Consider the following 25482-nt stretch of genomic DNA (forward strand, 5'->3'; position numbering starts at 1 on the left):
CCGGACGCCCTGCTGGACTTCGCCTGGCGCGGCGAGTTCGACGCCTGACACCGCAAGCGCACGTATGCCACGACCTCCGTGCAGACAACACCGTGGGAATCACGGAGCCGGCCGGTCGTCCTGACTGCGCGAGGCCGTCAAAGGGACCGAAGCCTCCGATGCCGATTGCCTTCGGCGCCCTGCCGGCGACCAAGCGGCGTTGCCTCCAGGACCCCCGCGGCGTTGCCTCCAGACCGGGAGTCGTGGGTCCTGGCTTGGCTGCTTCGCTGAAGAAGCATCAGGCCGTCGCATGACAGCAGAACCGAGACGCTCACGCCCGCAGTGGCCGTGGCGGGCGCCTGCCGCCGCGGGTTACGGACAGTCAGCATGCCGGTGCGTTGATCACTCTTCGTGGTGGTCTGCCTTTCAGGGCAGAACCCCGGGCCGGAAACCGGAGTTCCGATCTGCACAGACACACCGCCGGAAAGGAACGCAGATGGACCGACTTCCCCCCACGCGAATCACTGCCACCCTCGCCACCATGGCCGCGCTGGCCCTCTTACCCCCCGCCGAGGCGCACGCAGGCGCCATCGGCTCGACGCCCGTCGCCACCTTCGACTACCAAGTCGGGGGCGTCACGATGAAGGTCCCCACGGGCTGCATGTTCACCCACATCATCCGCGGCGACGGCAAGACCATCACCTACCAGAACGCCGGCGTCGACTGCGGCTTCGTCGGAGCCCGCAACGCCGGTTTCTGCAACTGGCGCATCGACTTCACCTACGCGGACACCGACAACAAGACCTACCGCACCTCCCGCGGCAAGACCCACGCCGAGTGCAAGATCAACCCGATGCGCGACAACGCACCCCAGAAGCTCCCCCGATACGGCAAGGCATGCGCCCACCTCAACATCAACGGCGTGCGCCGGGTCAGCCAGTGCCACCACATCACGAAGTGAGCCGCACATGAGCCCCCCGCCCCCCACCCCCACAGACCCCGCCTGGGAAGCTAGGCGCCGCCGTGACGGCATCGCCGCCTTCCTTACCGGGGTCACCGCGTCCTTCGCCTTCTTCGCGTTCTTCCCCGGCCTCCCCCACGTCATCGACTGGGGGGCCATCATCGTGTCGGTGGCCGTCGGCGGCCTAGTCCGCTGGATGTGGCTGGCACACGTCACGAAGAGGGAACTCCGCGGCCGGGAATCCCGGAAATAGCAAAACCCCCAGGTCACGGCGAGTGAGTCCTGGGGGTTTCACAGAGCCGCCTTCGGGATTCGAACCCGAGACCTACGCATTACGAGTGCGTTGCTCTGGCCAACTGAGCTAAGGCGGCACCGCTGGTCAGACAAGTATTCCCTCGAAGAGGTGCTCTCATCAGCAGCGGCGCCAAGTCTACAGGGTCTCGGCGGGTGCCCTGAACCAGGTTCTGGGGGGTGGGGCATAGCTCACATTTGAGGGTGAATGGCGCGGCTCAGCGGCACGCGGCTCAGCACTTCTTGTCCTTCGGCGGGACCTTGCCCTCCAGCAGGTAGCGGTTGATCGAGGTGTCGATGCAGTCGCTGCCGCGCCCGTACGCCGTGTGCCCGTCGCCGTCGTACGTCAGGAGGGTGCCCGAGTCGAGCTGGTCCGCCAGGGCCTGGGCCCACTTGTACGGGGTCGCCGGGTCGCGGGTGGTGCCGACGACCAGGATCGGCGCCGCTCCCTTCGCGGCCAGTGGCTTCGCCGTGCCCGTGGCCTTCACCGGCCAGTACGTGCAGTTCAGCGAGGCCCAGGCCAGGCCCGTGCCGAAGACCGGGGAGGCCTTCTCGAAGGACGGCAGGGCGGATCGCACCGCGTCCGGACCGGTGAAGGCCGGGGGCTGGTCCAGGCAGTTGACGGCGGCGTTCGCGGACATCAGGTTGGCGTACTTGCCGTCCGGCGAACGCTCGTAGTAGCTGTCGGCCAGGCTCAGCAGGCTCGCCCCGTCGCCGTCCATGGCCGCGGTGAGCGCCTCGCGCAGCTGCGGCCAGGCGCTCTCGTCGTACAGGGCCGCGATCACCCCGGTGGTCGCGAGGGCCTCGCCCAGCGGCCGGGCCGCGTCGCCCGTGGGCACGGGCTGGGCGTCGAGCTTGCGGAAGAACTCCTTCAGGCGCGCCGCCACCGCCTCCGGACCGCCCGTGCCCAGCGGGCAGCCCTCCTGCTTGGCGCAGTCCTTCGTAAAGGCGGTGAAGGCCGTCTCGAAGCCCGCCGTCTGGTCCCGGTTCAGGTCGACCGCCGGACGGGACGGGTCCATCGCGCCGTCCAGCACCAGCCGCCCGACCCGGTCGGGGAAGAGGTCCGCGTACGTCGCCCCCAGGAAGGTGCCGTACGAGGCGCCGACGTACGTGAGCTTCTCGTCGCCGAGCACCGCGCGCAGCAGGTCCATGTCGCGGGCCGCCTCGACGGTCGAGACGTGCGGCAGGACCCGCTGCGAGCGCGCCTGGCAGCCGGCGGCGAACTCCTTGAAGGCCGCCACCAGCAGCGCCCGCTCTGCGGCGTCGTCCGGGGTCTGGTCCACCTGTGTGTACTTGTCCATCGCCGGGCCGGTCAGGCACTCGACGGGGCTGCTGCGGTCCACCCCGCGCGGGTCGAAGGAGACCATGTCGTACCGGGCGCGGACGGGCGCGGGATAGCCGATCCCCGCGTACGCCTGCAGGTAGCCGATACCGGATCCGCCCGGGCCGCCCGGGTTGACCACCAACGACCCGAGCCGCTTGCCGGGCCCGGTCGCCGGGCGGCGGGCCACCGCGATCTCGACGTCCTGGCCGGAGCCGGGTTCCGCGTAGTCCAGCGGGGCCTTCATCGTGGAGCACTGGAACCCCGGGACACCGCAGTCGCGCCAGCTCAGCTTCTGCTCGTAGTACGGGCGCAGCGCCGCCGGATCGACCGACGCCGGAGCGGAGGACGCGGCGGCCTTGGGCCCTGCCGCCCCGCCGGAGGTGCATCCGACGAGCAGCAGCCCGGCGGCTGCCATCACGGTCCCGGTGGTACGCAGCAGGCGACTGGTGTCCATCCTCGGAGACTACGTCCTGCCGGCCGGGCCCAGGCCGCGGCCCGGCGCCGGCCGGCCCCGCCCCGTCCACCGCCCCCGCCGGGCGGGGCACGGACCGGGAAGGGACCGGGCCCGTCCCGGTCCCGGCGACTGGTCCGCCCGTACGGGTGAGCCGGTCAACGCGGTGTGGACGCCGGAGCCGGTCAGCCCGCGCGCAGGGACATCGTCATCGCCTCGACCGCGAGGAGGGGGGACACATTGCGGTCCAGGGCCTCCCGGCAGGCGATGATCGCCTCGATCCGGCGCAGGGTCCGCTCGGGCCCCGAGGCGCGGGCGATCCGGTCGAGGTCCGGGCGTATCTCCTCGTTGGCGATGGCCACGGACGAGCCGAGCTGGAGGGCCAGCACGTCCCGGTAGAAGCCGGTGAGGTCGGTCAGCGCCAGGTCCAGGGTGTCGCGCTGGGTCCGGGTGCGGCGGCGCTTCTGCCGGTCCTCCAGCTCCTTCATCACACCCGCCGTGCCGCGGGGCATCCGGCTGCCGGCGCCCGCCTGGGCGCCGAGCGCGGCCCTCAGCTCCTCGGTCTCCTTGACGTCGACCTCTTCCGCGACCTGCTTGGCATCCTCGGCGGCGGCGTCCACCAGCTCCTGTGCGGCCTTGAGGCAGCCGCCCACGTCGTCGATGCGGAGCGGGACCTTCAGCACCGTGGCACGGCGGGAGCGGGCGGCCTCGTCGGTCGCGAGCCGGCGCGCCCGCCCGATGTGCCCCTGGGTGGCACGGGCGGCGGCCGCGGCCACGGCGGGCTCGATGCCGTCGCGCCGGACCAGCACCTCGGCCACGGCGTCGACCGGCGGGGTGCGCAGGGTCAGGTGGCGGCAGCGGGAGCGGATCGTGGGCAGCACGTCTTCCAGCGAGGGAGCGCAGAGCAGCCACACCGTCCTCGGGGCGGGCTCCTCCACGGCCTTGAGGAGTACGTTGCCCGCCCCCTCGGTGAGCCGGTCGGCGTCCTCCAGCACGATGACCTGCCAGCGGCCCACGGCCGGGGAGAGCTGGGCCCGGCGCACCAGGTCGCGGGTCTCCTTCACACCGATCGACAGCAGATCGGTGCGGACGATCTCCACATCGGCGTGCGTGCCGATCACGGTGGTGTGGCAGCCTTCGCAGAACCCGCAGCCCGGCTCACCCCCGAGGGCGCGGTCGGGGCTGGTGCACTGGAGGGCGGCCGCGAAGGCCCGGGCGGCGGTGGACCGCCCCGAGCCGGGCGGCCCGGTGAACAGCCACGCGTGGGTCATCTTGGAGCCGCCGGGGACCGCGGTCCCGTCCGTGATGGCCGTGACCAGGGCGTCGGCGTCGCGCGCGGCGGCGGCCAGCTGCTTCTGGACCCGCTCCTGTCCCACCAGGTCGTCCCATACGGGCATCCCGCCCCACCACCTTTCACTTCACTCTGTGTGCACCCATTGTGGCGCGCGGCACTGACAATCCGGTCCCGCCCAGGTCAGCGCCGCCTGCGCGGGCCGCGCTCGTCGTCATCGCCGTGCTCGTCGGCCCGATGGCGGCCCAGCAGTTCGTCCGCCAGTGTCGGCAGGTCGTCCAGCGGGGTCTCCTCGGCCCAGTCCGGCCGCGGGCGGCGCGGGCGGCCGTCCTCGCCGAGGACCGGGAGCTCCCGCGTGCGGTCCTCGCCCGCGGCACCGTCGCGCTCGGAGTCCCGGAAGATGCCCGGCGGTACCCGGTCGGCCGGGTTCTCCTCGGTGCGCCGGGCCGTGGGGCGCGAGGCCTGCGGGCGCACGGGCGGCAGCACGGCCGTCTCGTCCGTCGCGCGCACGGGGGGCAGTACGGCCGTCTCGTCCGTCGGGCGTACCGGCGGCTTCGACGTGTCGACCTTCGGGACGGGGACGGTCTGCGTGATGTCGTCGGGCTGGACGACCCGACGCAGCGCCGGGGTCTCAAGCGTCACGGCATCGTCCGGATGCGGACCATCCGCCTCCGGAGCCGAAGCCGGCGCCGGAGTCGAAGCCGGCGCCGGAGTCGGGGCCGGTGCCGGAGCAGGTGCCTGTTCGTGCGCCCGAGCCGTTTCCCGTGCCCCAGGAGCCGCCGTTCCAGCCGCCGGACCCGAAGCAGCCGACGCCGAAGCCGCCGCGGCAGCCGCCGCCTGGGCCGCCGCCTCGGCCGCCGCTGCGGCCGCGAGCCGGCGCGCCTCCTCGGCCTTCAGCAGGGCCTCCTCGGCCCGCCGCTGCTTCTCCAGCCGCCGTTCCTCGGCCTCGGCCCGCAGCCGGGCCTCCTCCTCCGCCTGCCGGCGCAGCCGCTCTTCCTCGGCCGCCCGCGCCTTCTCCTCGGCCTCCGCGCGCATCCGCTCGGCCTCGGCCCGGGCCCGGGCCTCCTCCTCGGCGCGGATCCGCTCTTCCTCGGCCCTGCGCGCGGCCTCCGCCTCGGCCTTGATCCGGGCCGCCTCGGCCTCGCGGGCGAGGCGGGCCTCCTCCTCGGCCTTCAGCCGGGCTTCCTCCGCCCTGCGCGCGGCCTCTTCCTCCGCCTTGCGCCGGGCCTCCTCCTCGGCGAGCCGCCGGGCCTCCGCCTGGGCGGCCACCTCCGCCTCGGAGAGCGGGAGCATCCGGTCCAGCCGGTGCCGCACGACGGTGGTCACCGAGTCGGGGTCCTGGCCCGCGTCGACCACCAGGTAGCGCCCGGGATCGGACGCGGCCAGGGTCAGGAACCCGGACCGCACCCGCTGGTGGAACTCCGCCGGCTCCGACTCGAGCCGGTCCGGCGCCTCCGTGAACCGCTCGCGCGCCGCCTCCGGCGACACGTCGAGCAGCACGGTCAGGTTCGGCACGAGCCCGTCGGTGGCCCAGCGCGAGATCCGCGCGATCTCGGTCGGGGAGAGGTCGCGGCCCGCGCCCTGGTAGGCCACGGAGGAGTCGATGTAGCGGTCCGAGATGACCACCGCGCCGCGCTCCAGGGCGGGGCGCACCACCGTGTCCACGTGCTCCGCGCGGTCGGCGGCGTACAGCAGTGCCTCGGCGCGGTTCGAGAGCCCGGCCGAGGAGATGTCGAGCAGGATCGAGCGGAGCCGCTTGCCGACCGGGGTGGCCCCCGGTTCGCGGGTCACGACGACCTCGTGGCCCTTGCCCCGTATCCAGTCGGCCAGCGCCTGCACCTGGGTGGACTTGCCGGCTCCGTCGCCGCCCTCCAGGGCGATGAAGAACCCGGCGGCGGAAGGGGCCTGTGCCGGCTCCCCGCCGCGCAGTGCCTCGCGCAGGTCGCGCCGCAGGGGTACGCCGCTTCGGTCGTCGGCCTTGGCCAGGACCACGGCGGCGACCGGCAGCAGCAGGGCGCCGACCAGCATCAGGGTGAAGGCGGCTCCGCCGTGCGCGACGACGATCTCGCCCCCGCCCAGCCGGTGCGGCCCGATCACGGCGGCGAGCACCGGGGCCACCACGGCCCCGAGCGCCACGGCCACCCGTACGACCGCGTGCAGGTGCTCGGTGACCCGGGCCCGGCGGAACTCCTCGGTCTCCTGGTCCAGCAGCGTGTGCCCGGTGTTGGCGGCGACACCGGCGGCGGCGCCGGCGAGCAGCGAGAGGAACAGGGCGGTCGCGGTGTCCGGGACCAGCCCGGTCAGCAGCAGCGCGAGCCCGGCGACCGCTATGGCCAGGGCCAGCAGGCGGCGCCGGGACAGGCCGGGCAGCACCTTGCCGGCCTGGGCGGCCCGGATGCCGGCGGCGGTGCCGCCTACCAGGGCGAGGACGAACAGCGCGAAGGCGGCGGGGCCGCCGCCGAGGTCGAAGGCGTGCAGTACGGCCACGGCCACGGCGCAGGACACCGCTCCGGCGACGGCCGCGCAGGCCAGGACCAGCACCGGAACGCTGCCGGTACGGCCCTTGTCAGGCCGGTCCCCCGCCTTGGGGGCGCGCAGGCCCTCCAGCGGCGAACGCGGCCGCGGGGGCTTCGACCCGGGCAGCACCAGCGGCAGCAGCAGCGAGACGGAGGCCGCGAAGAGGCCGGAGGCCACGTACGAGCCGAGCGCGGCCTGGTTCGCGGCGAACCAGTCCACGCCTACCCCGAGGGCCTTGCCGACCAGGGTGGCGGCGAGCAGCGCGGCCGCGGCGACCGGGAGCGCCGCGAAGGCGGTGCGCAGGCTCAGCCGGCGCAGCGCGTCCAGGTGGTCCGGAAGCGGCCGTACGGTCGCCCCCTCGGGCGGCGGCGCGGGCAGCAGCGCCGGGGCGGCGCTCTCCTTGGCCAGGGTCCACAGCCGCTCGGCTGCGCCGGCGACGAAGACGGTGGCCAGCAGTGCGGTGAGCGCGTAGACCGGGATCCAGTCGAGCCACAGAGGGGCGACGACGAAGAGCCCGAGCCGGACCCCGTCGGCGCCGATCATCGTCCAGCGGCGGTCCAGCTTGCCGCCGGGGGCGAGCAGGCCGGAGAGCGGTCCCAGCAGGACCGCCCCGAAGAACAGGGTGGCGAGGATCCGGACTCCGAAGACGACGGCCACCGCGAGGGCCGCGCCCTGGTAGCCGCCGCCGAAGGCTCCTTCGGTGACCGCCGCCTGAAGGGCCAGCAGCACCAGCACCAGCAGGGCGAGGGCATCTCCGATGCCGCTCACCAGCTGGGCGCTCCACAGCCGGCGCAGCCTGGGGGTGCGCAGCAGTGCGCGCACCGCACGCTCGCGGGAATCCGCGGCTAGGGCTTCGTCGTAGGTGGGGTTGGCGGGGGCGGTCACGACCGTTGGCTGCTCGGCTCGCGTCATCCGCCCAGCCTATCCGCTGCGCTTGGCGGCTGCGGAGGCCTGTGGACAAGGTCCACTGTGACCCCGGCCCCACCGCCCCGGGGCGGTGCCCCGATCCCCCTCCGGGCAGCGGCTCCGGCGACCCCGGCCCCCACAGCAGGGGCACCAGCTTCCGGCGCCGGGCTCCGACGCCACCCGGGGCACCGCCCCGGCCCCCGCCTCCAGCGCCGGCCAGGCTGGAGCGGCCCCGCGCAGGCACCCGCGCCCGGCACAAGGCCCCGTGCACCGGCACAGGGCCCCAGCCGCCGGCGCCGGCCAGGCTGGAGGCGGGGGCCGCGCAGGCACCCGCGCCCGGCACAGGACGCCGTGCACGGCAAAGGGCCCCGTGCGCGCGGAGCGCACGGGGCCCTTTCTGCCTGCCGGCCGGCAGCCGGTCGGCCCTGGCGGCGGCGACTACTCGTCCGCAGGAGCCGTGGCCGCCTTCTTGGCCGTGGTCTTCTTCGCCACCGTCTTCTTCGCGGTCGTCTTCTTGGCCGCCGTCGTCTTCTTCGCGGCAGCGGTCTTCGTCGCCGTCGCCTTCTTGGCCGGAGCCTTCTTGGCCGGGGCCTTCTTCGCCGTCTTTTTGGCCGGGCCCTTCGCCCGCTTCTCCGCGAGCAGCTCGTAGCCCCGCTCCGGCGTGATCGTCTCGACGTCGTCGTCCCGCCGCAGCGTCGCGTTCGTCTCGCCGTCCGTCACGTACGGCCCGAAGCGGCCGTCCTTGACCACCACCGGCTTCTCGCTGACCGGGTCCGTGCCCAGCTCCTTTAGCGGCGGCTTGGCCGCGGCCCGGCCCCGCTGCTTGGGCTGCGCGTAGATGGCCAGCGCCTCGTTCAGCGTGATCGAGAAGAGCTGGTCCTCGGTCTCCAGCGACCGCGAGTCCGTGCCCTTCTTCAGGTACGGCCCGTAGCGGCCGTTCTGGGCCGTGATCTCCACGCCCTCCGCGTCCGCGCCGACCACCCGCGGCAGCGACATCAGCTTGAGCGCGTCGTCGAGGGTGACCGTGTCCAGGCTCATCGACTTGAAGAGCGAGGCCGTGCGCGGCTTGACCGCGTTCTTGCCCGTCTTCGGCGTGCCCTCGGGCAGGATCTCCGTCACGTACGGCCCGTAGCGGCCGTCCTTGGCGACGATCTCGTTCCCGCTGACCGGGTCCTTGCCCAGCTCGAACTCGCCGCTCGGCTTGGCGAACAGCTCCTCCGCGTACTCGACCGTCAGCTCGTCCGGAGCCATGTCGTCCGGTACGTCGGCCCGCTGGTGGCCCTCCGCGTCCTTCTCGCCCCGCTCCACGTACGGCCCGTAACGGCCGACCCGCAGCACGATGCCCTCGCCGACCGGGAAGGAGGAGATCTCCCGGGCGTCGATCGCGCCCAGGTCCGTGACCAGCTCCTTCAGACCGCCGAGGTGGTCTCCTTCGGCGGGCACGACCTCGGTCGCGTCCTCCGAGCCGAAGTAGAACCGCTTCAGCCACGGCACGGACTTGGCCTCGCCCCGCGCGATGCGGTCGAGGTCGTCCTCCATCTTCGCGGTGAAGTCGTAGTCGACCAGCCGGCCGAAGTGCGTCTCCAGCAGGTTCACCACGGCGAACGACAGGAAGGACGGCACGAGCGCCGTGCCCTTCTTGAAGACGTAGCCGCGGTCGAGGATCGTGCCGATGATCGACGCGTACGTCGACGGGCGGCCGATCTCGCGCTCTTCCAGCTCCTTGACCAGCGAGGCCTCGGTGTAGCGGGCCGGCGGCTTGGTCGAGTGGCCGTCCGCCGTGATCTCCTCGGCGGCGAGCGCGTCGCCCTCCGAGACCTGCGGCAGGCGCTTCTCGCGGTCGTCGAGCTCGGCGTTCGGGTCGTCGGCGCCCTCGACGTAGGCCTTCATGAAGCCGTGGAAGGTGATCGTCTTGCCGGAGGCGGTGAACTCGGCGTCCCGGCCGTCGGCCGCCCGGCCGCCGATCTTCACGGTGACGCTGTTGCCGACCGCGTCCTTCATCTGGGAGGCGACGGTCCGCTTCCAGATCAGCTCGTAGAGACGGAACTGGTCGCCGGTCAGGCCGGTCTCGGCCGGAGTGCGGAAACGATCACCCGAAGGACGAATCGCCTCGTGCGCCTCCTGGGCGTTCTTGACCTTGCCCGCGTAGACGCGCGGCTTCTCCGGCAGGTAGTCGGCCCCGTAGAGCTGCGTGACCTGCGCCCGCGCCGCCGACACCGCGGTCTCCGACAGCGTGGTGGAGTCGGTACGCATATAGGTGATGAAGCCGTTCTCGTACAGCTTCTGGGCCACCTGCATGGTCGCCTTCGCGCCGAAGCCCAGCTTGCGCGAGGCCTCCTGCTGGAGCGTCGTCGTACGGAACGGGGCGTACGGGGAGCGCCGGTACGGCTTGGACTCGACCGAGCGGACGGCGAACGAGGTGTCCGCCAGCGCGGCGGCCAGGGCCCGGGCGTTCGCCTCGTCGAGGTGCAGCACCTCGCTCTTGAGCTGCCCGTTCGAGCCGAAGTCGCGGCCCTGGGCGACGCGCTTGCCGTCCACCGTGTTCAGGCGGGCGACCAGCGTCGAGGGGTCGGAGGCGTCACCGGTGCGCCCGGTGGCGAAGGTCCCTGTCAGGTCCCAGTACTCGGCGGAGCGGAAGGCGATGCGCTCGCGCTCCCGCTCGACGACGAGGCGGGTGGCCACGGACTGGACGCGGCCGGCCGACAGGCGCGGCATGACCTTCTTCCACAGGACCGGCGAGACCTCGTAGCCGTAGAGGCGATCGAGGATGCGGCGGGTCTCCTGGGCGTCGACCATGCGCTGGTTCAGCTCGCGCGGGTTGGCGACGGCGTCGCGGATCGCGTCCTTGGTGATCTCGTGGAAGACCATCCGGTGGACGGGGACCTTGGGCTTGAGGACTTCCTGCAGGTGCCACGCGATGGCTTCGCCCTCGCGGTCCTCATCGGTGGCGAGGAAGAGTTCGTCGGACTCGGCCAGCAGCTCCTTGAGCTTCCTGACCTGGGCCTTCTTGTCCGCGTTGACGACGTAGATCGGCGCGAAGTCGTGCTCGACGTCGACGCCGAGACGGCGGACCTCGCCGGTGTACTTGTCGGGAACCTCGGCCGCGCCGTTCGGGAGGTCGCGGATGTGCCCGACGCTCGCCTCGACGACGTATCCCGGGCCGAGGTAGCCCTTGATCGTCTTCGCCTTGGCAGGGGACTCGACGATGACGAGTCGGCGGCCGCCCTTTGCGGTCTCGCTAGTCGGGGACAACTTGGCTCTTCTCTCCGGTCGGCACTCGGTCGCTGTACGGCGACGCTGCGGAGTGTGACGGTACAACCCGCCCCCGTGTCAAACGGCAGAAGCCCGCAACGGCCACTCGAACGGTAACCCGACAAGTGCCGGTTCTGCCGCCCGGATGCCGCGCCGGTCACCGGGCCGAGTGTCCGGGGGGCCGTCTGGCCCCGCCCGCGGACCCCGTCCCGGACCCTCTCCGGCACCGACTTCCCCCTCGGCTTTCGCGGCCGTAGCGGACCGGCCGCGGCCCTCGCGTCAGGGCCTCGCGAGACACCACGCCCCGAGGGCGAGCGACGCCCCCCCGGCGAGCAGTGCCAGCGGGACGGCCACGACGGGGCGCACGCCTTCGGCCACCGGCGCGCCGCGCAGGGCGCGCGCCCCCGTCCAGGCCAGCAGAGCGGCTCCGAACAGCAGGAACACGGCGCCCGCGAAGATCGCCGGACCTCTTTCCATGCTGCTCTCCCTACCCCTGGGCCGCTCCCGGAATCCCCCCGGATCCCGCAGTCGCAGACCCTTCCAGCCGTTCGGGTACGGCGGGCGAACCCTGGGTTACATCCCGGTTCCGGCTACCGCCTGGGGCCCTGGACGGGCTCCAGGAAGCCCTGCTCGACCAGCATCCGGATCGCCTCCGGGGTGCGGTCCCGCAGCACGACCGGATCTTCCTGCACGAGGTGCGCGATCGCGTCCAGGATCCGGCCCGCGCTCAGTGAGCCGTCACACACTCCGGCGAAGCCCGCGCCGACCGTGTCGACCTTGGTCGCGCGCCGCATGCCGCGGTTCTGCCGGAGCACGACGTGCTCCGGGTCCTCCGAGCCGGGCGCGCCGACCTGCTCCTGCACGACCTCGACGGCCAGCTGGAAGTAGCCCTCCAGCAGGGCCGCGTCATCGTGGTCTCGCAGGTAGTCCTGGCGCGCGAAGTGGGCCAGGACGGTCTCGCCGAGCGGCTGCTCCACCGAGTGCGGCCACTCCTCGACCACGATCGAGGGCTCGGCCGCGTCCGTCCGGCGCAAGGTGATCCACCCGAAGCCTACGGACTTCGTCTTGCGCGCCTCGAACTCGTCCAGCCAGTCCTCGTACCTCCGTGCGTACTCGGCCGGGTCGGCGCGGTGGTCGCCCGCGTCCCGCAGCCACAGCTCGGCGTACTGCGTCACGTCCTGCACGTCACGCTGCACGATCCACGCGTCACAGCCGCGCGGCACCCAGGAGCGGACCCGGTCGTGCCAGTCCTCGCCCTCCACGTGCTGCCAGTTGCCCAGGAACTGCGCGTACCCACCGGGTTTGAGGTGCGCGCCGGCCTCCTGGACCAGGGTCCGGCACAGGTCGTCGCCGCCCATGCCGCCGTCCCGGTACGTGAGGCGGGCGCCGGGGGAGATCACGAACGGCGGGTTGGACACGATCAGGTCGTACGTCGCGTCCCCGACCGGTTCGAAGAGCGAGCCGGTGAGCAGCTCCGCCTCCGGGGCGCCGGACAGCGCCAGCGTCAGACGGGTGAACTCCAGCGCCCGGGGGTTGACGTCGGTGGCCGTGACCCGGGTGGCGTGCTGGGCCGCGTGCAGCGCCTGGATGCCCGATCCGGTGCCGAGGTCCAGGGCCGAGCCCACCGGGACGCGGACGGTGATCCCGGCCAGCGTGGTCGAAGCACCGCCGACCCCGAGGACCACGCCCTCCTCGCGGCTGCCGATCCCGCCGGCCCCACCGACGGCGCAGCCGAGGTCGGAGACGATGAACCAGTCCTCGCCGCCGGGTCCGCCGTACGGGCGCACGTCGACGGTGGCGTGCACCTCGTCGCCCTCCACCCGCAGCCAGCCGTCGGCAATGGCCGCCTCGACGGGCAGCGCGCCCTCGGCGTGCACGTACGGGACAGGCTGCCGGAGCAGGAACAGCCGGACCAGGGTGGCGAGCGCGCCGTCACCGCCGCCGCGGGTGGCGCGCAGGGCGGGGACCGTCTCGCTGCGGGCGAGCGCGGCGTAGGCGGGGGCTCCGAGCAGGTCGAGCAGCCCGTCGGCGGTGAAGCCGGCGGCCAGCAGGGCGGTGCGCAGCTCGGCGGCGTGCTCGGGCGAGGGAAGGCTGGTGGTACTCACCCCACCATTGTGGCCGCTGGGAGCGACAATCCGTGCGCCCGCGCCGCCTTCGGCGCGGGCGTTCCCGAGACCGGCCACCGGACCGGAGGAAGGCCGGCGTCAGTGCCGTGGCCAGGCCCGGGTCCGCCGTGGCCAGGCCCGGGTCCGTCGCGGGGCCCGGACGCACGGCGGGGCGGCCGCGTCCCTTCCGGAACGCGGCCGCCCCGGCCGCCGTCAGCTCACCGCCCCACCGGGCTACTTGGGCGTCGGCGAGGGCGCCGTGACCTGGCAGCCCTTCTGGCTGTTCATCGCCTTGTCGAGGCCGCCCGCGTTGAGCTGGGCGAGGGCGTCCTTGCCGCCCTTCGTGGCCTCCTGGAGCCCGCCCGCCAGCTCCTTGAGCCCCTCGGCGAACTTCGTCTGGTCCTTGGCGTCGAGGGCGTCCATCTTGGTCTTCAGGTCGGCATAGCCCTTCGAGGTCTCCTCGAAGCCCTTGACCGCCGCGTCCAGGGTCGCCTGGCCGTTCTTGACCGGCGGAACTCCCGCCTCCCGCAGCGCGGTCCCCATCGTCTTGTACGACTCGGACATGGTCGCGAACGCCGCCGAGTCGGTCTTCTGGACCTCCTCGGGCTTGCTGCTCTCCGTCGCCACGCGCTTGATCTCGGCGTTGGCCGCCTCGACCTTCTTCAGCTCGGGCTGCCACTGGTCACAGACCTTCTTGGCCCAGGCGTCGGCCTTCTTGTCGCTGTCGTCGCCACCGCACCCGGACAGGACGAGCATCAGTACCGCACCGCCCGACACCGCGGCCGCAAGCTTCTTGTTCACCGGATTGGTCCCTTCGAAGGCTCTCGGCCCGGAAGATACACGGCCGTCATCCGGCGACGCACAAAGGCGGACAGACGGCGCGTCAGTCCGCGCCGCCTGTCCGCCGTTCGGGCGTACGGGGCTTGCGGCCGGCTCAGCCCGGTCCGTGCCCCTGCCGCATCGTGCCTCGGGTCAGGAGACCGTCGCGGGGTCGGGCGACTGGCCCACCCGCTCGGCGGCTGCGCCCTCGGGCTCCTCCCCGACCGCGATGCCGCGGCGCTTGGAGACGTACACCGCGCCGATGATGACGCCGATCGCGAGGACCGCGACGATCGCCCGTACGGTCGCACTGGTGTCCGGGCCGTAGCTGAACTGCACCACCGCCGGGGCGATCAGCAGCGCCACCAGGTTCATGACCTTGAGCAGCGGGTTGATCGCCGGACCGGCGGTGTCCTTGAACGGGTCGCCGACCGTGTCGCCGATGACGACCGCGGCGTGGGCCTCGCTGCCCTTGCCGCCGTGGTGGCCGTCCTCGACGAGCTTCTTCGCGTTGTCCCACGCACCGCCGGAGTTGGCGAGGAAGACCGCCATGAGCGTGCCGGTGCCGATGGCGCCCGCGAGGAAGGAGCCGAGGGCGCCGACGCCGAGGCTGAAGCCCACGGCGATCGGGGTGAGGACGGCGAGCAGGCCGGGCGTGGCGAGCTCGCGCAGCGCGTCCTTGGTGCAGATGTCCACGACGCGCCCGTACTCGGGCTTCTCGGAGTAGTCCATGATCCCGGGGTGCTCGCGGAACTGGCGGCGCACCTCGTAGACCACGGCGCCCGCGGAGCGGGAGACCGCGTTGATGGCCAGGCCGGAGAACAGGAACACGACCGCCGCGCCCAAGATCAGCCCGACGAGGTTGTTGGGCTGCGCGATGTCCAGGCTGAGGTTCATCTCCCCGGCCTTGGCCCCGACTTCCCTGACGGCGGTGGCGATCGCGTCGTTGTACGAGCCGAACAGCGCGGCCGCGGCGAGCACGGCCGTGGCGATGGCGATGCCCTTGGTGATGGCCTTGGTGGTGTTGCCCACCGCGTCCAGGTCGGTCAGGACCTGGGCTCCGGCGCCCTCGACGTCCCCGGACATCTCGGCGATGCCCTGGGCGTTGTCGGAGACCGGGCCGAAGGTGTCCATGGCGACGATGACGCCGACGGTGGTGAGCAGGCCGGTGCCGGCCAGGGCCACCGCGAAGAGCGCGAGCATGATCGACGTTCCGCCGAGCAGGAAAGCGCCGTAGACGCCGAGGCCGATCAGCAGCGCCGTGTAGACCGCGGACTCCAGACCGACCGAGATGCCGGCGAGGACGACGGTGGCCGCTCCCGTGAGGGAGGACTTGCCGATGTCCCGGACGGGACGGCGGTTGGTCTCGGTGAAGTAGCCGGTCAGCTGCTGGATCAGGGCCGCGAGCACGATGCCGATCGCGACGGCGACGACGGCCAGGACGCGCGGGTCCCCGGAGTGGTTCAGGATCGCGGCGTTCTCGACGCCGACGAGCTCCTTGTAGGTGGCCGGCAGGTAGGCGTAGACGGCGATCGCGACCAGGACCAGGGAGATCACGGCCGAGATGAAGAAGCCGCGGTTGATGGCGGTCATGCCGCTGCGGTCGCTGCGGCGCGGGGAGACCGCGAAGATGCCGATCATCGCGGTGATCACGCCGATCGCGGGGACGATCAGCGGGAAGGCCAGGCCCAGGTCGCCGAAGGCGGCCTTGCCGAGGATGAGCGCGGCCACCAGGGTGACGGCGTACGACTCGAAGAGGTCGGCGGCCATGCCCGCGCAGTCGCCGACGTTGTCGCCCACGTTGTCGGCGATGGTCGCGGCATTGCGCGGGTCGTCCTCCGGAATGCCCTGTTCGACCTTGCCGACCAGGTCGGCGCCGACGTCGGCGGCCTTGGTGAAGATGCCGCCGCCGACACGCATGAACATCGCGATCAGCGCGGCGCCGAGACCGAAGCCCTCGAGGACCTTGGGGGCGTCGGCCGCGTAGACCAGGACGACGCAGGAGGCGCCGAGCAGGCCGAGGCCGACGGTGAACATGCCGACGACGCCGCCCGTACGGAAGGCGATCTTCATCGCCTTGTGGGAGACCTCGATCAGGTCCTTGGCGGGCTCGCCCTCGGCGGGGGTGGCCTCGCGCGCTGCCGCGGCGACGCGGACGTTGGCGCGGACCGCGAGCCGCATGCCGATGTAGCCGGTGGCCGCCGAGAAGAGGGCGCCCACGAGGAAGAAGGCGGAACGTCCCGCCCGCTGCGACCAGGTGTCGGCGGGGAGCAGGAAGAGCAGGAAGAACACCACGACGGCGAAGACGCCGAGCGTGCGCAGCTGACGTCCCAGGTAGGCGTTGGCGCCCTCCTGGACGGCCGCGGCGATCTTCTTCATGTTGTCGGTGCCCTCGTCGGCTGCGAGCACCTGGCGGACCAGGATCTGCGCGACGACGAGCGCGGCCAGTGCCACGGCCGCGATGACGATCACGATGAGCCGGTTGTCATCGGTGAGTACTGCGGCTGCCAGATCCGAGGTGCGATCCGGCGCGATAGGGGTGAAGAGCCCCGTCATTCGTCCTCCTTGACGTGATGAGCTCAAGATGTGGACGGATTGTAGGGAGCGCACCCTGATCAAAACAGTGCGCCGGAAACGCAATTGGCGTGCTCTTGCTCCTCAGCAATAGATCGCGTCACTCCATTACCCTCGAAAGTAGTAATGGGGCAAAGGCATTGACGCCCGGTCATTGATCTAGGGAAATGAAAAAGGCCCTGCTCAGCAGGGCCTTGATAAAGATCGGAAGATACGAAGGAATCCGCGCGCAGTGGATCTACGGCAGATCGGCGGCTCCCAGGACGGGCCAGCTCATCCGGATGGTCCCGCCCGATTCCCCACTGGTCACCTCGACGTCGTCGACGAGTCCGCTGATCACGGCGAGGCCCATCTCGTCCTCACCCTCGATGTCGGGGTCCAGGACGGCGTCGATGCCGGACACGCCGTCGCCCGGGCCGCCGGCCGGTCCGGGAACCTCGTCGCCGACCTCGATGGAGAACACCTTCTCCTCCTCGGTCAGGACGACCCGGACGGGCGCGGTCAGCCCGTTGCTGCGGTGCAGTCCGACGGCACGCGAGCAGGCCTCGCCCACGGCGAGGCGGACCTCGTCGAGGACGGCTTCCTCCACTCCGGCCCGGCGCGCCACGGCGGCCGCGACGAGGCGGGCCGTCCGGACGTGTTCGGGCTGGGCGCTGAAGCGCAGTTCAACGGTGGCCATGCGCGTCCCCCTCGGACTACGGGCGTGCCTTGACAGGGGCCCGGGCCATCAGTGGCCCGGTACCCCCGTTCTCCTATCGGCTCCCTGCCTTCGGGAGCCGTCAGTCGGTGGCGTTGACAGCGTCTTCCACGGAGGTGTGGATCGGGAACACCTTGGTCAGACCGGTGATGCGGAAGATCTTCAGGATGCGCTCCTGGTTGCACACCAGACGCAGCGAACCCTCGTGCGCGCGGACGCGCTTGAGGCCTCCCACGAGCACACCGAGTCCGGTGGAGTCGAGGAAGTCCACTCGCTCCATGTCGACAACCAGGTGGTAGCTGCCGTCGTTCACCAACTCGACCAACTGCTCGCGCAGCTTGGGCGCGGTATACACATCAATCTCGCCACCGACCTCTACGACCGTACGGTCGCCGACAGTGCGAGTCGACAGGGACAGGTCCACGGATCCTCCAGCACCTTGCTATCGAGCGGCGCCCCCCAGGGGCCTCCCCACCCGGAGGTGGGCGAGGGATTGGCTGCCGCGATGGCATTCAATCACTTACCGGCAGGCGCGCACGACGCCTTGGGACCATTGTCCCGCACGCCAGTGACACACTCGGTTCCAATGGCCAATACTCACCGCCCCGGTCGGCCCACGGCACCAGCGGACCCACGACCCACTCCCGGCACGGTCCTGGACCGCCTGTCACGGGGGCCTTCCCGGGCTGCGCGCATCACCCATACGGAGCACTTGCCCCCAAGGGCGGGCCGTCATGCAGTCTGGCCCGACCGCATCCGAACGGATGTCGTGGCCGCGATTGAGGCGGCCGGGATCGGCCATCCGTGGGAACACCAGGCCGCCGCGGCCGAGCACGCCCTGGACGGCCGGTCCGTCGTGGTCGCCACCGGCACCGCCTCGGGCAAGTCGCTGGCCTACCTGGCTCCCGTGCTCTCCGCCCTCGCGGACGGCGCCGAGGCCCCGAACGGCAGGGGTGCCACCGCCCTCTACCTGTCCCCGACCAAAGCTCTGGCGGCCGACCAGCGGCGCGCCGTACGGGAACTGGCAGCCCCGCTCGGCAACGCGGTCCGCCCCGCCGTCTACGACGGCGACACACCGATGGAAGAACGCGAATGGGTGCGCCAGTACGCCAATTACGTCCTCACCAACCCCGACATGCTGCACCGCGGCATCCTCCCGGCCCACCCCCGCTGGTCCTCCTTCCTGAAGGCCCTGCGCTACGTCGTGATCGACGAGTGCCACTCCTACCGCGGGGTCTTCGGCTCCCACGTGGCCCAGGTGCTGCGCCGGCTGCGGCGGCTGTGCGCCCGCTACGGCTCCGATCCGGTGTTCCTGCTGGCCTCGGCCACGGCCGGCCATCCGGGGGCCGCGGCCTCCCGGCTGACCGGGACCCGGGTGATCGAGATCACCGAGGACGCCTCGCCGCGCGGCGAGGTGGTCTTCGCCCTGTGGGAGCCGCCGCTTCTGACCGAGCTGCGCGGCGAGAAGGGCGCGCCCGTGCGCCGTACGGCCACGGCCGAGACCGCCGACCTGCTGACCGACCTGGTCCTCCAGGGGGTCCGTACGGTCGCCTTCGTGCGCTCCCGGCGCGGCGCCGAGCTGATCTCGGTGATCGCCCAGGAACGCCTCTCCGAGGTGGACCGGTCACTGGCCCGGCGGGTCGCGGCCTACCGGGGCGGCTACCTGCCCGAGGAGCGCCGGGCCCTGGAGCGGGCCCTGCACTCCGGCGAGCTGCTGGGGCTGGCCGCCACGACCGCCCTGGAGCTGGGCGTGGACGTCTCGGGCCTGGACGCCGTCCTGATCACCGGCTACCCGGGCACCAGGGCGTCCCTGTGGCAGCAGGCGGGCCGCGCCGGGCGCTCGGGCCAGGGCGCCCTGGCCGTGTTGATCGCCCGCGACGACCCGCTGGACACCTACCTGGTCCACCACCCGGAGGCGCTGTTCCACCGGCCCGTGGAAGCCACCGTGCTGGACCCCGACAACCCGTACGTCCTCGCCCCCCACCTGTGCGCGGCCGCGGCGGAGCTCCCGCTGACCGAGGCGGACCTGGACCTCTTCGGCCCGGCGACCCAGGAGCTCCTCCCCCAGCTCGAAGCGGCCAAGCTGCTCCGCCGGCGGGCCACGGCCTGGCACTGGACCCGCCGGGAGCGGGCCTCGGACCTGACCGACATCCGGGGCGGCGGCGGCCGCCCGGTGCAGATCGTCGAGGCCTCGACCGGACGGCTGCTGGGCACGGTCGACGAGTCGGCCGCCCACACCGCCGTCCACGAGGGGGCCGTCCACCTCCACCAGGGCCGCACGTACCTCGTGCGGCACCTGGACCTGGAGGACGCGGTGGCCCTCGTCGAGGAGGCGAACCCGCCCTACTCCACCACCGCCCGTGACATCACCTCCATCTCCGTCCTGGAGACCGAGACCGAGGTCCCCTGGGGCCCGGCCCGGCTCTGCTACGGCTCCGTCGAGGTCACCAACCAGGTGGTCTCCTACCTTCGGCGCAAACTGATCACCGGCGAGGTGCTGGGCGAGGCCAAACTGGACCTGCCGCCCCGCACCCTGCGCACCCGGGCCGTGTGGTGGACGGTCACCGAGGACCAGCTCGACGAGGCCCGGATCAACCCGGAGATCCTCGGCGGCGCCCTGCACGCCGCCGAGCACGCCTCCATCGGCCTGCTCCCGCTGTTCGCCACCTGCGACCGCTGGGACATCGGCGGCGTCTCCGTGCCGCTGCATCCCGACACCCTCCTCCCCACGGTCTTCGTCTACGACGGCCACCCCGGCGGCGCCGGGTTCGCGGAGCGGGCCTTCCACACCGCCCGCGCCTGGCTGACGGCGACCCGCGACGCCATCGCCGCCTGCGAATGCGAGGCCGGCTGCCCTTCCTGCATCCAGTCGCCCAAATGCGGCAACGGCAACGACCCGCTCCACAAGCGCGGCGCCATCCGCCTGCTCACCCGCCTCCTGGCCCAGTCCCCTCCCGAGGCGGGCCCGCCCGGGCCCTGATCTCCGGGGTGAAGGTCCCGGCCGCCGGGCGCGCCGTGACCTCGGCGACCTCGCCCTCGAGGCTGCAGGCGGCCAGGGCCGCGCCCTGGGCCCGGGCCACCCGCAGCGCCGCCCCGCAGGCCGTCTCGGGCCCGTGGGCCCAGGTCGCCGCCGCCGCGAGCGCCGCCAGGTCCGCGGCGGCCGCCGCCCGGTGCCGGGCCACCACCGCCTGGCCGAGCAGCAGCACACCGCCGAAGACGGCCCCCAGCACCGTCGCCGCGAGCACCGCCCAGACCGTGGCCGAACCCCGGTCCCGGCTCACGGCGGCGGCCCCACGCTGTCCTCCGCCAGGGCCACCGCCTGCGCCCCGAGCCGTACCGGCAGGCCGCGCGGACCGGGAGCCGGGGCCGCCACCCGGACCCGCCAGAGGTCGCCCTCCCGCTCCAGCTCCACCCGGGACCCTGACGGCGCGGCCGCCCGGGCGGCCGCCACCGCCACTTCCGCCGGCTCCGACCGGGCCGCCGCCCGGGCGCCGGCCCGGGCCGCGTCCACGCACCGGATCTGGGCGGCCGCCGCCATCAGCGCCCACACCAGCAGCGCCGCGAAGAGCACCAGGGCCGGAATCACCAGGGCCGCCTCCGCCGTCACGAATCCCCGGTCCGCCGTATTCCGGACGGCTCCGGAATCGTCCTCAGAACGGCACATCGAGTGCCTTTCCGATGGTCGACTGAAGGGCCGTGGAGACCACCTCGCTCGTCACCACCTTGTACAGAACCGCGGCGAACGCACAGGCCGCGATCGTGCCCATGGCGTATTCCGAAGTGGACATCCCCGCATCGCGTCCGCGACCGCGCAGTGCCGTCCACGCCCGAAACCAGATGATCCTCATGGCTGCTCCTATTGATTTCCGTTGTTGATGTGAGTGGTTAATGTGACGTCAGGTGTTCGAGAGAAGACCGGAGGCCATTCCGATCACCACCGGCGCGACCCCGATCGCGAGAAATGCGGGGAGGAAGCACAGTCCGACCGGCGCCGTCACGAGCACCGCCGCCCGCTGCGCCCTGGCGCCCGCCTGCCGGGACCGGTCCTCCCGGAGGGCCGAGGCGAGCCGGGAGACCGGTTCCGCGGCGGGAGCCCCCGTCCGGGCGGCCCGCTCCAGGCAGCGCGCGAGGTCTCGGGCACCCGGTATCTCCGCCAACCTCCCCCACCCGGCACCTGGTTCACCGCCGAGCCGCAGCTCCGCCCCGGCCCGCGCCAGCCGCTCGCCCACCGGGCCCCCGAGCGACTCCCCCACGACCTCCGCGGCCTCCACGGGCCCGGCCCCGGCCGCCAGACAGGCGGCCAACAGGTCGGCGGCGAACGGCAGCTGACGCTCCGCCTCCCGAAGGTCCACCGCGGCCGGAGGGCGGGCCCTGGCCTGCCGGCGCCGCACTCCGAGCGCCGCGAGGGCTCCGACGGCCGCCCCGGCGACCCCGCCGACGAGCACCCAGCCCGCCAGCACCGCGCCGGCCGGCCCGGCCCAGGCGGCCACCGCGCCGCGCGTCCGAACGCGCCACACCGCTTCCCGCCGGCCCGGCCGTACCCCCAGCAGCAGCCCGGCTCTGCGCCGGCCCCGCCGCTCCCGGATCCCCGCCGCCAGCGCCGACACCGCGCAGAGCGCCGCCGCCGCCAGGCACAGCACCATCCCCAGCCTGTGGACCGCGAAACCGCCCATCACCGCTCCCCCGTCCGCACGATCCGCCGGCACCACAGCAGCCCCAGCGCCTCCAGCACCGCGCCCGCGACCAGACACCCCCAGCCCATCGGGGTGTGCAGCAGCACCCGCAGCGGATCCGCGCCCAGCCCCGTCCCGATCAGCAGCCCCACCAGGGGCAGCAGGGCGAGCACCACCGCCGTGGAACGCGCCCCCGCCAGCTGGGCCCGCAACGACTCCTGCCGGTCCCGCTCGGCCCGCAGAGCGCCCTCCAGCCGGTCCAGGCCGGCGGCCAGACCCGCACCGCCGTCCACCGACACCCGCCAGCAGGCGGCCATCCCGGCCAGCCCCTCCGCGCCGGGCTCGCGGGCAGCCTGCCGCAGCGCCCCGGGCACGTCCCCGCCGAACGCCGCCGCGGCCAGCACCCCCGCCTCCGCGGCGCCCGGACCGCCGGGACCGTCCGCCGTCCGCCGCATCGCCGCCGTCAGGGCCTGCCCGGGCTGGGCTCCCGCCCGCAGCTCGCCCACCACCGCCCCGCACAGCGCCACCACCTCGACGGCCCGCGCCGCCCGGGCCCGCTCCCGCGCCCGGGTCCGCAGCCAGCGCCTCGCCAGCGGCACCGCGGCAGCCCCTGCCAGCAGCGGGATCACCGACCCGCCGAGCACGGCGACCAGCAGCCCGGCCCCGAGAGCCGACCACTCCGGCCACCGCGCCGCCCGCACCCGCACGCCGGCCAGCAGCAGATCCATGCGGGCCGGGCCGCGCGGCACCACCGGACCGCCCCCGGCCAGCACCGCCCGGGCCCGCCGGGACACCCGGTCCGTGCCGGTGAGCCCCCAGGCGGCGGCCACGGCACACAGCACCCCGGCGAACACCGGCACCGGCAGCGCCGCCCCGGGGCTCACCGGGCACCCCGCAGCAAGGGGCGCAGCCGCTCCCAGCCCCGCTCCCGTACGAAGCCCCGCGCCGACCAGCGCAGCGCCGGCACGGTCACCACCAGCCCGGCCGCGTCCCGCTCCAGCACGTGCACCTCGGCCACCCGGCGCCGGCCTTCGCGGTCCCGGACGAGGTGGACCACCAGGGTCAGCGCGGCCGCCAGCTGGCTGTGCAGGGCGGCCCGGTCGAGCCCGGCCGCCGTCCCCAGGGCCTCCAGCCGGGCCGGCACATGGGCGGCCGCATTGGCGTGCACCGTGCCGCAGCCGCCCTCGTGGCCCGTGTTCAGCGCCGCCAGGAGATCCGCGACCTCCGGACCCCGAACCTCGCCCACCACCAGCCGGTCGGGGCGCATCCGCAGGGCTTGGCGCACCAGGTCCGCCAAGGTGACCTGCCCCGCGCCCTCCTGGTTGGCGGGCCGCGTCTCCAGCCGCACCACATGCGGATGATCGGGGCGCAGCTCGGCCGAATCCTCGGCCAGCACGATCCGCTCGCCGGGACCGACCAGCCCCAACAGGGCGCTGAGCAGCGTGGTCTTGCCCGTGCCGGTCCCGCCCGAGACGAGGAAGGAGAGCCGGGCCTCGACCATGTCCCGCAGCAGCCGGTGTCCGCCGGGCGGCAGGGTGCCCGCCGCGACCAGCTCCTCCAGCGTGAACGCCCGCGGCCGCACCACGCGCAGCGAGAGGCAGGCCGATCCGACGGACACCGGTGGGAGCACCGCGTGCAGCCGGGTGCCGTCCGGCATCCGGGCGTCCACCCAGGGCCGGGCGTCGTCCAGCCGGCGCCCCGCCACGGCGGCCAGCCGCTGGGCGAGCCTGCGCACGCCCTCGGGGCCCTCGAAGGTCACCCCGGTCAGCTCCAGCCCGCCGCCCCGGTCCACCCACACCCGGTCGGGGGCCGCCACCAGCACGTCGGTGACCTCCGGGTCGGCGAGCAGCGGCTCCAGCGGGCCGGCGCCGACCAGCTCGGACCGTAACTCCGCGGCGACTCCGAGCACTTCGGCATCGCCCAGCAGCCGGCCCTGTGCCCGCAGGGCCGCGGCCACCCGCGCCGGGGTCGGTTCCGCCCCGGTCTCGGCGAGCCGCCTGCGCACCGCGTCCAGGAGCACCGCGCTCATGCCGGCACCCCCTGGGCGGAGCCGAGCGCCCGCTGCCAGAACCCGTCGCAGAAGCGGGCCAGCGCGCCCCGCCCCTGCGACCCCGGCGGCTCTCCTTCAGCCACCCGGCCCGGGAGCCCCACCTCGACCGGCACCTCACCGGCCAGCGGCGCTCCCAGGAGGGCGGCCACGGCCTCCGGTTCGAGTCCGCCCGGGCAGCGCCCCCGGACGACGACGCGCACGTCCCGGGCCACCATCCGTACTCCTGCGGCCACCCGGCCCGCGGCGGCCACCGAGCGCAGCTCGCCCGGCACCACCATCAGCACCAGGTCGAGCTGGGCCAGCACCTCGGCCACGGCTTCGTCGACCCGGCGCGGCAGGTCGACCACGACGACCCCGCCCCGGCGCCGGGCGGCGGCCACCACCGACCGCATGGCGGCGGGCGGCACCACCACCCGGTCCCCGCGGTCCCAGCTGAGCACGCGCAGGGCGTGCAGTTCGGGCAGGGACTCCTCCAGGGCTCCCGCGCCGACCCGTCCGCGCGATGCCGCGAAGTCGGGCCAGCGCAGCCCTTCGGCGGCCTCGCCCCCGAGCAGGACGTCCATGCCGCCGCCCAGCGGGTCCCCGTCGATGAGGATGGTCCGCTCACCCGTGCGAGCCGCCCGTAGGGCCAGGGCGCAGGCGAGGGTGGAGGCCCCGGCCCCGCCGCTGCCGCCGATCACTCCGACGGCGAGGGCGGGCCGGCCGGCTCCCTCCACCACGTCGGCGATCCGGTCGACCAGGCGGCTCTCGGCGTCGGGGAGCCTCAGCACCTCCTCGGCGCCGATCTCCACCGCCCGCTGCCACACGAGGGGGTCGTCCAGGTCCCGTCCGACGAGGAACACGCCGTCCCGGCGCGGCGCCCCGCGCACCCGCCGGGCGGCGTCGTCCCCGACCAGGACGAGCGGCGCGGACTCCCAGCCGGTGCTCCCGCCCGATCCGCCCGCCCCGCTCGGCTCCGGCACCTCGTGGTGCACGTGCGGCTCGGCGCCCGCGGCGGCGCACAGCCGCAGCAGATCGTCGAGCAGCAGGGGATCCTCGGTGATGATCAGCGGCCGCCCGCCCGCGCCCCCGGCCGACGCCGCGGACGCGGCCCCGCCCACCGCGGCCTCCGCCCGGTCCGCCGGTGTTTCACACGACTTCGATCGAGCCACGATCTCCGCCTCCTTCTCCCTGCGATATCCAGCACCGCGGACTTCGCGGCTGGAATCACCGTGCAGCGATCGGGAAAAAGAAGTGGATCTTGCTAGAAAACTGTGGACACCGCGTCGATTGTGAATAACCCGGTCACCCGACAAGGTGACTTCCACAGCGCGGCGGAACCACTACGCACCGTCACGAGTCATAAGGGTGTGGGCCTTCGCCGGGAAGGCGCCGTATGACGAGGAGGGCCGAGGGGGTGGTCACTCGGGGCCGAAGGCAGGGACGCGAACCGCGTCCGGACATGCGACGCCCCCCGCCGGGGGGGAGAGCGGGGGTCGTCCCCACGGTCCGACTCGGGGGGGGAGGAGCCAGACCGGGTTAGCACGGTCGCGAACGATCCGTGACTTCCATGGTGTACCCGAGAGCCCTCTCAGGCAAACCCACGCGCCACA

General features: G+C 73.5%; 20 protein-coding genes and 1 tRNA gene. 3 read left to right on the forward strand and 18 right to left on the reverse strand.

Annotated features, from left to right (window positions below; translation table 11 throughout):
* The first annotated feature begins 475 nt into the window (after window positions 1–475).
* Both BGK67_RS16750 and BGK67_RS16755 read left to right on the forward strand, forming a co-directional pair.
* Entirely contained in the window at window positions 476–940 is a 465-nt protein-coding gene (locus tag BGK67_RS16750) for a hypothetical protein (protein WP_069920843.1), read from the forward strand.
* Between the two features lie 7 nt (window positions 941–947).
* Window positions 948–1193 carry a hypothetical protein gene (locus tag BGK67_RS16755; RefSeq protein WP_069920844.1) on the forward strand — a complete coding sequence of 82 codons (246 nt, stop codon included), beginning with the start codon at window positions 948–950 and terminating at the stop codon, window positions 1191–1193.
* A gap of 44 nt (window positions 1194–1237) precedes the next feature.
* On the opposite strand, the gene BGK67_RS16760 is transcribed toward BGK67_RS16755, so the two are convergent.
* From BGK67_RS16760 to bldG, 11 genes are all read right to left on the reverse strand, one after another.
* Window positions 1238–1311, reverse strand: a tRNA-Thr gene (locus tag BGK67_RS16760).
* Between the two features lie 153 nt (window positions 1312–1464).
* Window positions 1465–3009, reverse strand: coding sequence for an alpha/beta hydrolase (locus BGK67_RS16765; RefSeq protein ID WP_069920845.1), 1545 nt, complete (start codon window positions 3007–3009; stop codon window positions 1465–1467).
* A gap of 182 nt (window positions 3010–3191) precedes the next feature.
* The gene (locus BGK67_RS16770; protein ID WP_069920846.1) at window positions 3192–4403 is read right to left on the reverse strand and encodes a DNA polymerase III subunit delta'; all 1212 of its coding nucleotides are present in this window, start codon (window positions 4401–4403) and stop codon (window positions 3192–3194) included.
* 77 nt (window positions 4404–4480) lie between these two features.
* On the reverse strand, window positions 4481–7726 hold the full coding sequence (tmk, locus tag BGK67_RS16775; RefSeq protein WP_069920847.1) for a dTMP kinase: 3246 nt from the start codon (window positions 7724–7726) through the stop codon (window positions 4481–4483).
* Between the two features lie 432 nt (window positions 7727–8158).
* Window positions 8159–10972: a type I DNA topoisomerase gene (gene topA, locus BGK67_RS16780; protein ID WP_069920848.1), complete on the reverse strand. Its 2814-nt coding sequence runs from the start codon at window positions 10970–10972 to the stop codon at window positions 8159–8161.
* Between the two features lie 279 nt (window positions 10973–11251).
* Window positions 11252–11449 carry a hypothetical protein gene (locus BGK67_RS16785; protein WP_069920849.1) on the reverse strand — a complete coding sequence of 66 codons (198 nt, stop codon included), beginning with the start codon at window positions 11447–11449 and terminating at the stop codon, window positions 11252–11254.
* A gap of 113 nt (window positions 11450–11562) precedes the next feature.
* On the reverse strand, window positions 11563–13077 hold the full coding sequence (locus tag BGK67_RS16790; protein WP_069920850.1) for a DUF7059 domain-containing protein: 1515 nt from the start codon (window positions 13075–13077) through the stop codon (window positions 11563–11565).
* A 234-nt stretch (window positions 13078–13311) separates the two neighbouring features.
* Window positions 13312–13878 carry a small secreted protein gene (locus BGK67_RS16795; protein WP_069920851.1) on the reverse strand — a complete coding sequence of 189 codons (567 nt, stop codon included), beginning with the start codon at window positions 13876–13878 and terminating at the stop codon, window positions 13312–13314.
* A gap of 171 nt (window positions 13879–14049) precedes the next feature.
* Window positions 14050–16452 (reverse strand): sodium-translocating pyrophosphatase, encoded by a 2403-nt coding sequence (locus BGK67_RS16800; RefSeq protein ID WP_069920852.1) that lies wholly within the window; start codon window positions 16450–16452, stop codon window positions 14050–14052.
* Window positions 16453–16708: 256 nt separating this feature from the next.
* Window positions 16709–17149, reverse strand: coding sequence for an ATP-binding protein (locus BGK67_RS16805; RefSeq protein ID WP_069920853.1), 441 nt, complete (start codon window positions 17147–17149; stop codon window positions 16709–16711).
* Window positions 17150–17249: 100 nt separating this feature from the next.
* The gene (gene bldG, locus BGK67_RS16810; RefSeq protein ID WP_069920854.1) at window positions 17250–17591 is read right to left on the reverse strand and encodes an anti-sigma factor antagonist BldG; all 342 of its coding nucleotides are present in this window, start codon (window positions 17589–17591) and stop codon (window positions 17250–17252) included.
* 81 nt (window positions 17592–17672) lie between these two features.
* Between bldG and BGK67_RS16815 the strand changes: the two genes are divergently transcribed.
* Window positions 17673–20147 carry a DEAD/DEAH box helicase gene (locus tag BGK67_RS16815; protein ID WP_079154228.1) on the forward strand — a complete coding sequence of 825 codons (2475 nt, stop codon included), beginning with the start codon at window positions 17673–17675 and terminating at the stop codon, window positions 20145–20147.
* On the opposite strand, the gene BGK67_RS16820 is transcribed toward BGK67_RS16815, so the two are convergent.
* Genes BGK67_RS16820 through ssd form a run of 7 tightly spaced genes read right to left on the reverse strand, consistent with a single transcriptional unit; the run spans window position 20095 to window position 24990 of the window.
* A complete protein-coding gene (locus tag BGK67_RS16820) occupies window positions 20095–20448 on the reverse strand; it encodes an Rv3654c family TadE-like protein (RefSeq protein WP_069920855.1) in 354 nt (117 codons plus the stop codon). The genes BGK67_RS16815 and BGK67_RS16820 overlap by 53 nt on opposite strands.
* The gene (locus tag BGK67_RS16825; RefSeq protein WP_069920856.1) at window positions 20445–20774 is read right to left on the reverse strand and encodes a TadE family type IV pilus minor pilin; all 330 of its coding nucleotides are present in this window, start codon (window positions 20772–20774) and stop codon (window positions 20445–20447) included. Before BGK67_RS16825 ends, BGK67_RS16820 begins: the two co-directional genes overlap by 4 nt.
* Before the next feature lie 43 nt (window positions 20775–20817).
* On the reverse strand, window positions 20818–21015 hold the full coding sequence (locus BGK67_RS16830) for a DUF4244 domain-containing protein (protein ID WP_079154230.1): 198 nt from the start codon (window positions 21013–21015) through the stop codon (window positions 20818–20820).
* A 48-nt stretch (window positions 21016–21063) separates the two neighbouring features.
* Window positions 21064–21840, reverse strand: a complete 777-nt coding sequence (locus BGK67_RS16835; protein ID WP_069923920.1) for a type II secretion system F family protein — start codon at window positions 21838–21840, stop codon at window positions 21064–21066.
* Window positions 21840–22724, reverse strand: a complete 885-nt coding sequence (locus BGK67_RS16840) for a type II secretion system F family protein (RefSeq protein WP_244291240.1) — start codon at window positions 22722–22724, stop codon at window positions 21840–21842. Before BGK67_RS16840 ends, BGK67_RS16835 begins: the two co-directional genes overlap by 1 nt.
* On the reverse strand, window positions 22721–23869 hold the full coding sequence (locus BGK67_RS16845) for a TadA family conjugal transfer-associated ATPase (protein WP_069920858.1): 1149 nt from the start codon (window positions 23867–23869) through the stop codon (window positions 22721–22723). Before BGK67_RS16845 ends, BGK67_RS16840 begins: the two co-directional genes overlap by 4 nt.
* Entirely contained in the window at window positions 23866–24990 is a 1125-nt protein-coding gene (ssd, locus tag BGK67_RS16850) for a septum site-determining protein Ssd (RefSeq protein WP_069920859.1), read from the reverse strand. The genes BGK67_RS16845 and ssd overlap by 4 nt, the downstream gene beginning before the upstream one ends.
* Window positions 24991–25482 lie beyond the last annotated feature (492 nt).

The organism is Streptomyces subrutilus (assembly GCF_001746425.1).
GTDB classification, from domain to species: domain Bacteria; phylum Actinomycetota; class Actinomycetes; order Streptomycetales; family Streptomycetaceae; genus Streptomyces; species Streptomyces subrutilus_A.

Excerpts from the sequence above, each read along its gene's own strand:
- BGK67_RS16770 (WP_069920846.1), bottom strand. The coding sequence starts at position 4,403 with ATGCCCGTATGGGACGACCTGGTGGGACAGGAGCGGGTCCAGAAGCAG.
- tmk (WP_069920847.1), bottom strand. The coding sequence starts at position 7,726 with ATGACGCGAGCCGAGCAGCCAACGGTCGTGACCGCCCCCGCCAACCCC.
- BGK67_RS16755 (WP_069920844.1), top strand. The coding sequence starts at position 948 with ATGAGCCCCCCGCCCCCCACCCCCACAGACCCCGCCTGGGAAGCTAGG.
- BGK67_RS16830 (WP_079154230.1), bottom strand. The coding sequence starts at position 21,015 with ATGAGGATCATCTGGTTTCGGGCGTGGACGGCACTGCGCGGTCGCGGA.
- BGK67_RS16805 (WP_069920853.1), bottom strand. The coding sequence starts at position 17,149 with ATGGCCACCGTTGAACTGCGCTTCAGCGCCCAGCCCGAACACGTCCGG.
- BGK67_RS16765 (WP_069920845.1), bottom strand. The coding sequence starts at position 3,009 with ATGGACACCAGTCGCCTGCTGCGTACCACCGGGACCGTGATGGCAGCC.
- BGK67_RS16800 (WP_069920852.1), bottom strand. The coding sequence starts at position 16,452 with ATGACGGGGCTCTTCACCCCTATCGCGCCGGATCGCACCTCGGATCTG.
- BGK67_RS16815 (WP_079154228.1), top strand. The coding sequence starts at position 17,673 with ATGGCATTCAATCACTTACCGGCAGGCGCGCACGACGCCTTGGGACCA.
- BGK67_RS16785 (WP_069920849.1), bottom strand. The coding sequence starts at position 11,449 with ATGGAAAGAGGTCCGGCGATCTTCGCGGGCGCCGTGTTCCTGCTGTTC.
- BGK67_RS16845 (WP_069920858.1), bottom strand. The coding sequence starts at position 23,869 with ATGAGCGCGGTGCTCCTGGACGCGGTGCGCAGGCGGCTCGCCGAGACC.
- BGK67_RS16835 (WP_069923920.1), bottom strand. The coding sequence starts at position 21,840 with ATGGGCGGTTTCGCGGTCCACAGGCTGGGGATGGTGCTGTGCCTGGCG.
- BGK67_RS16750 (WP_069920843.1), top strand. The coding sequence starts at position 476 with ATGGACCGACTTCCCCCCACGCGAATCACTGCCACCCTCGCCACCATG.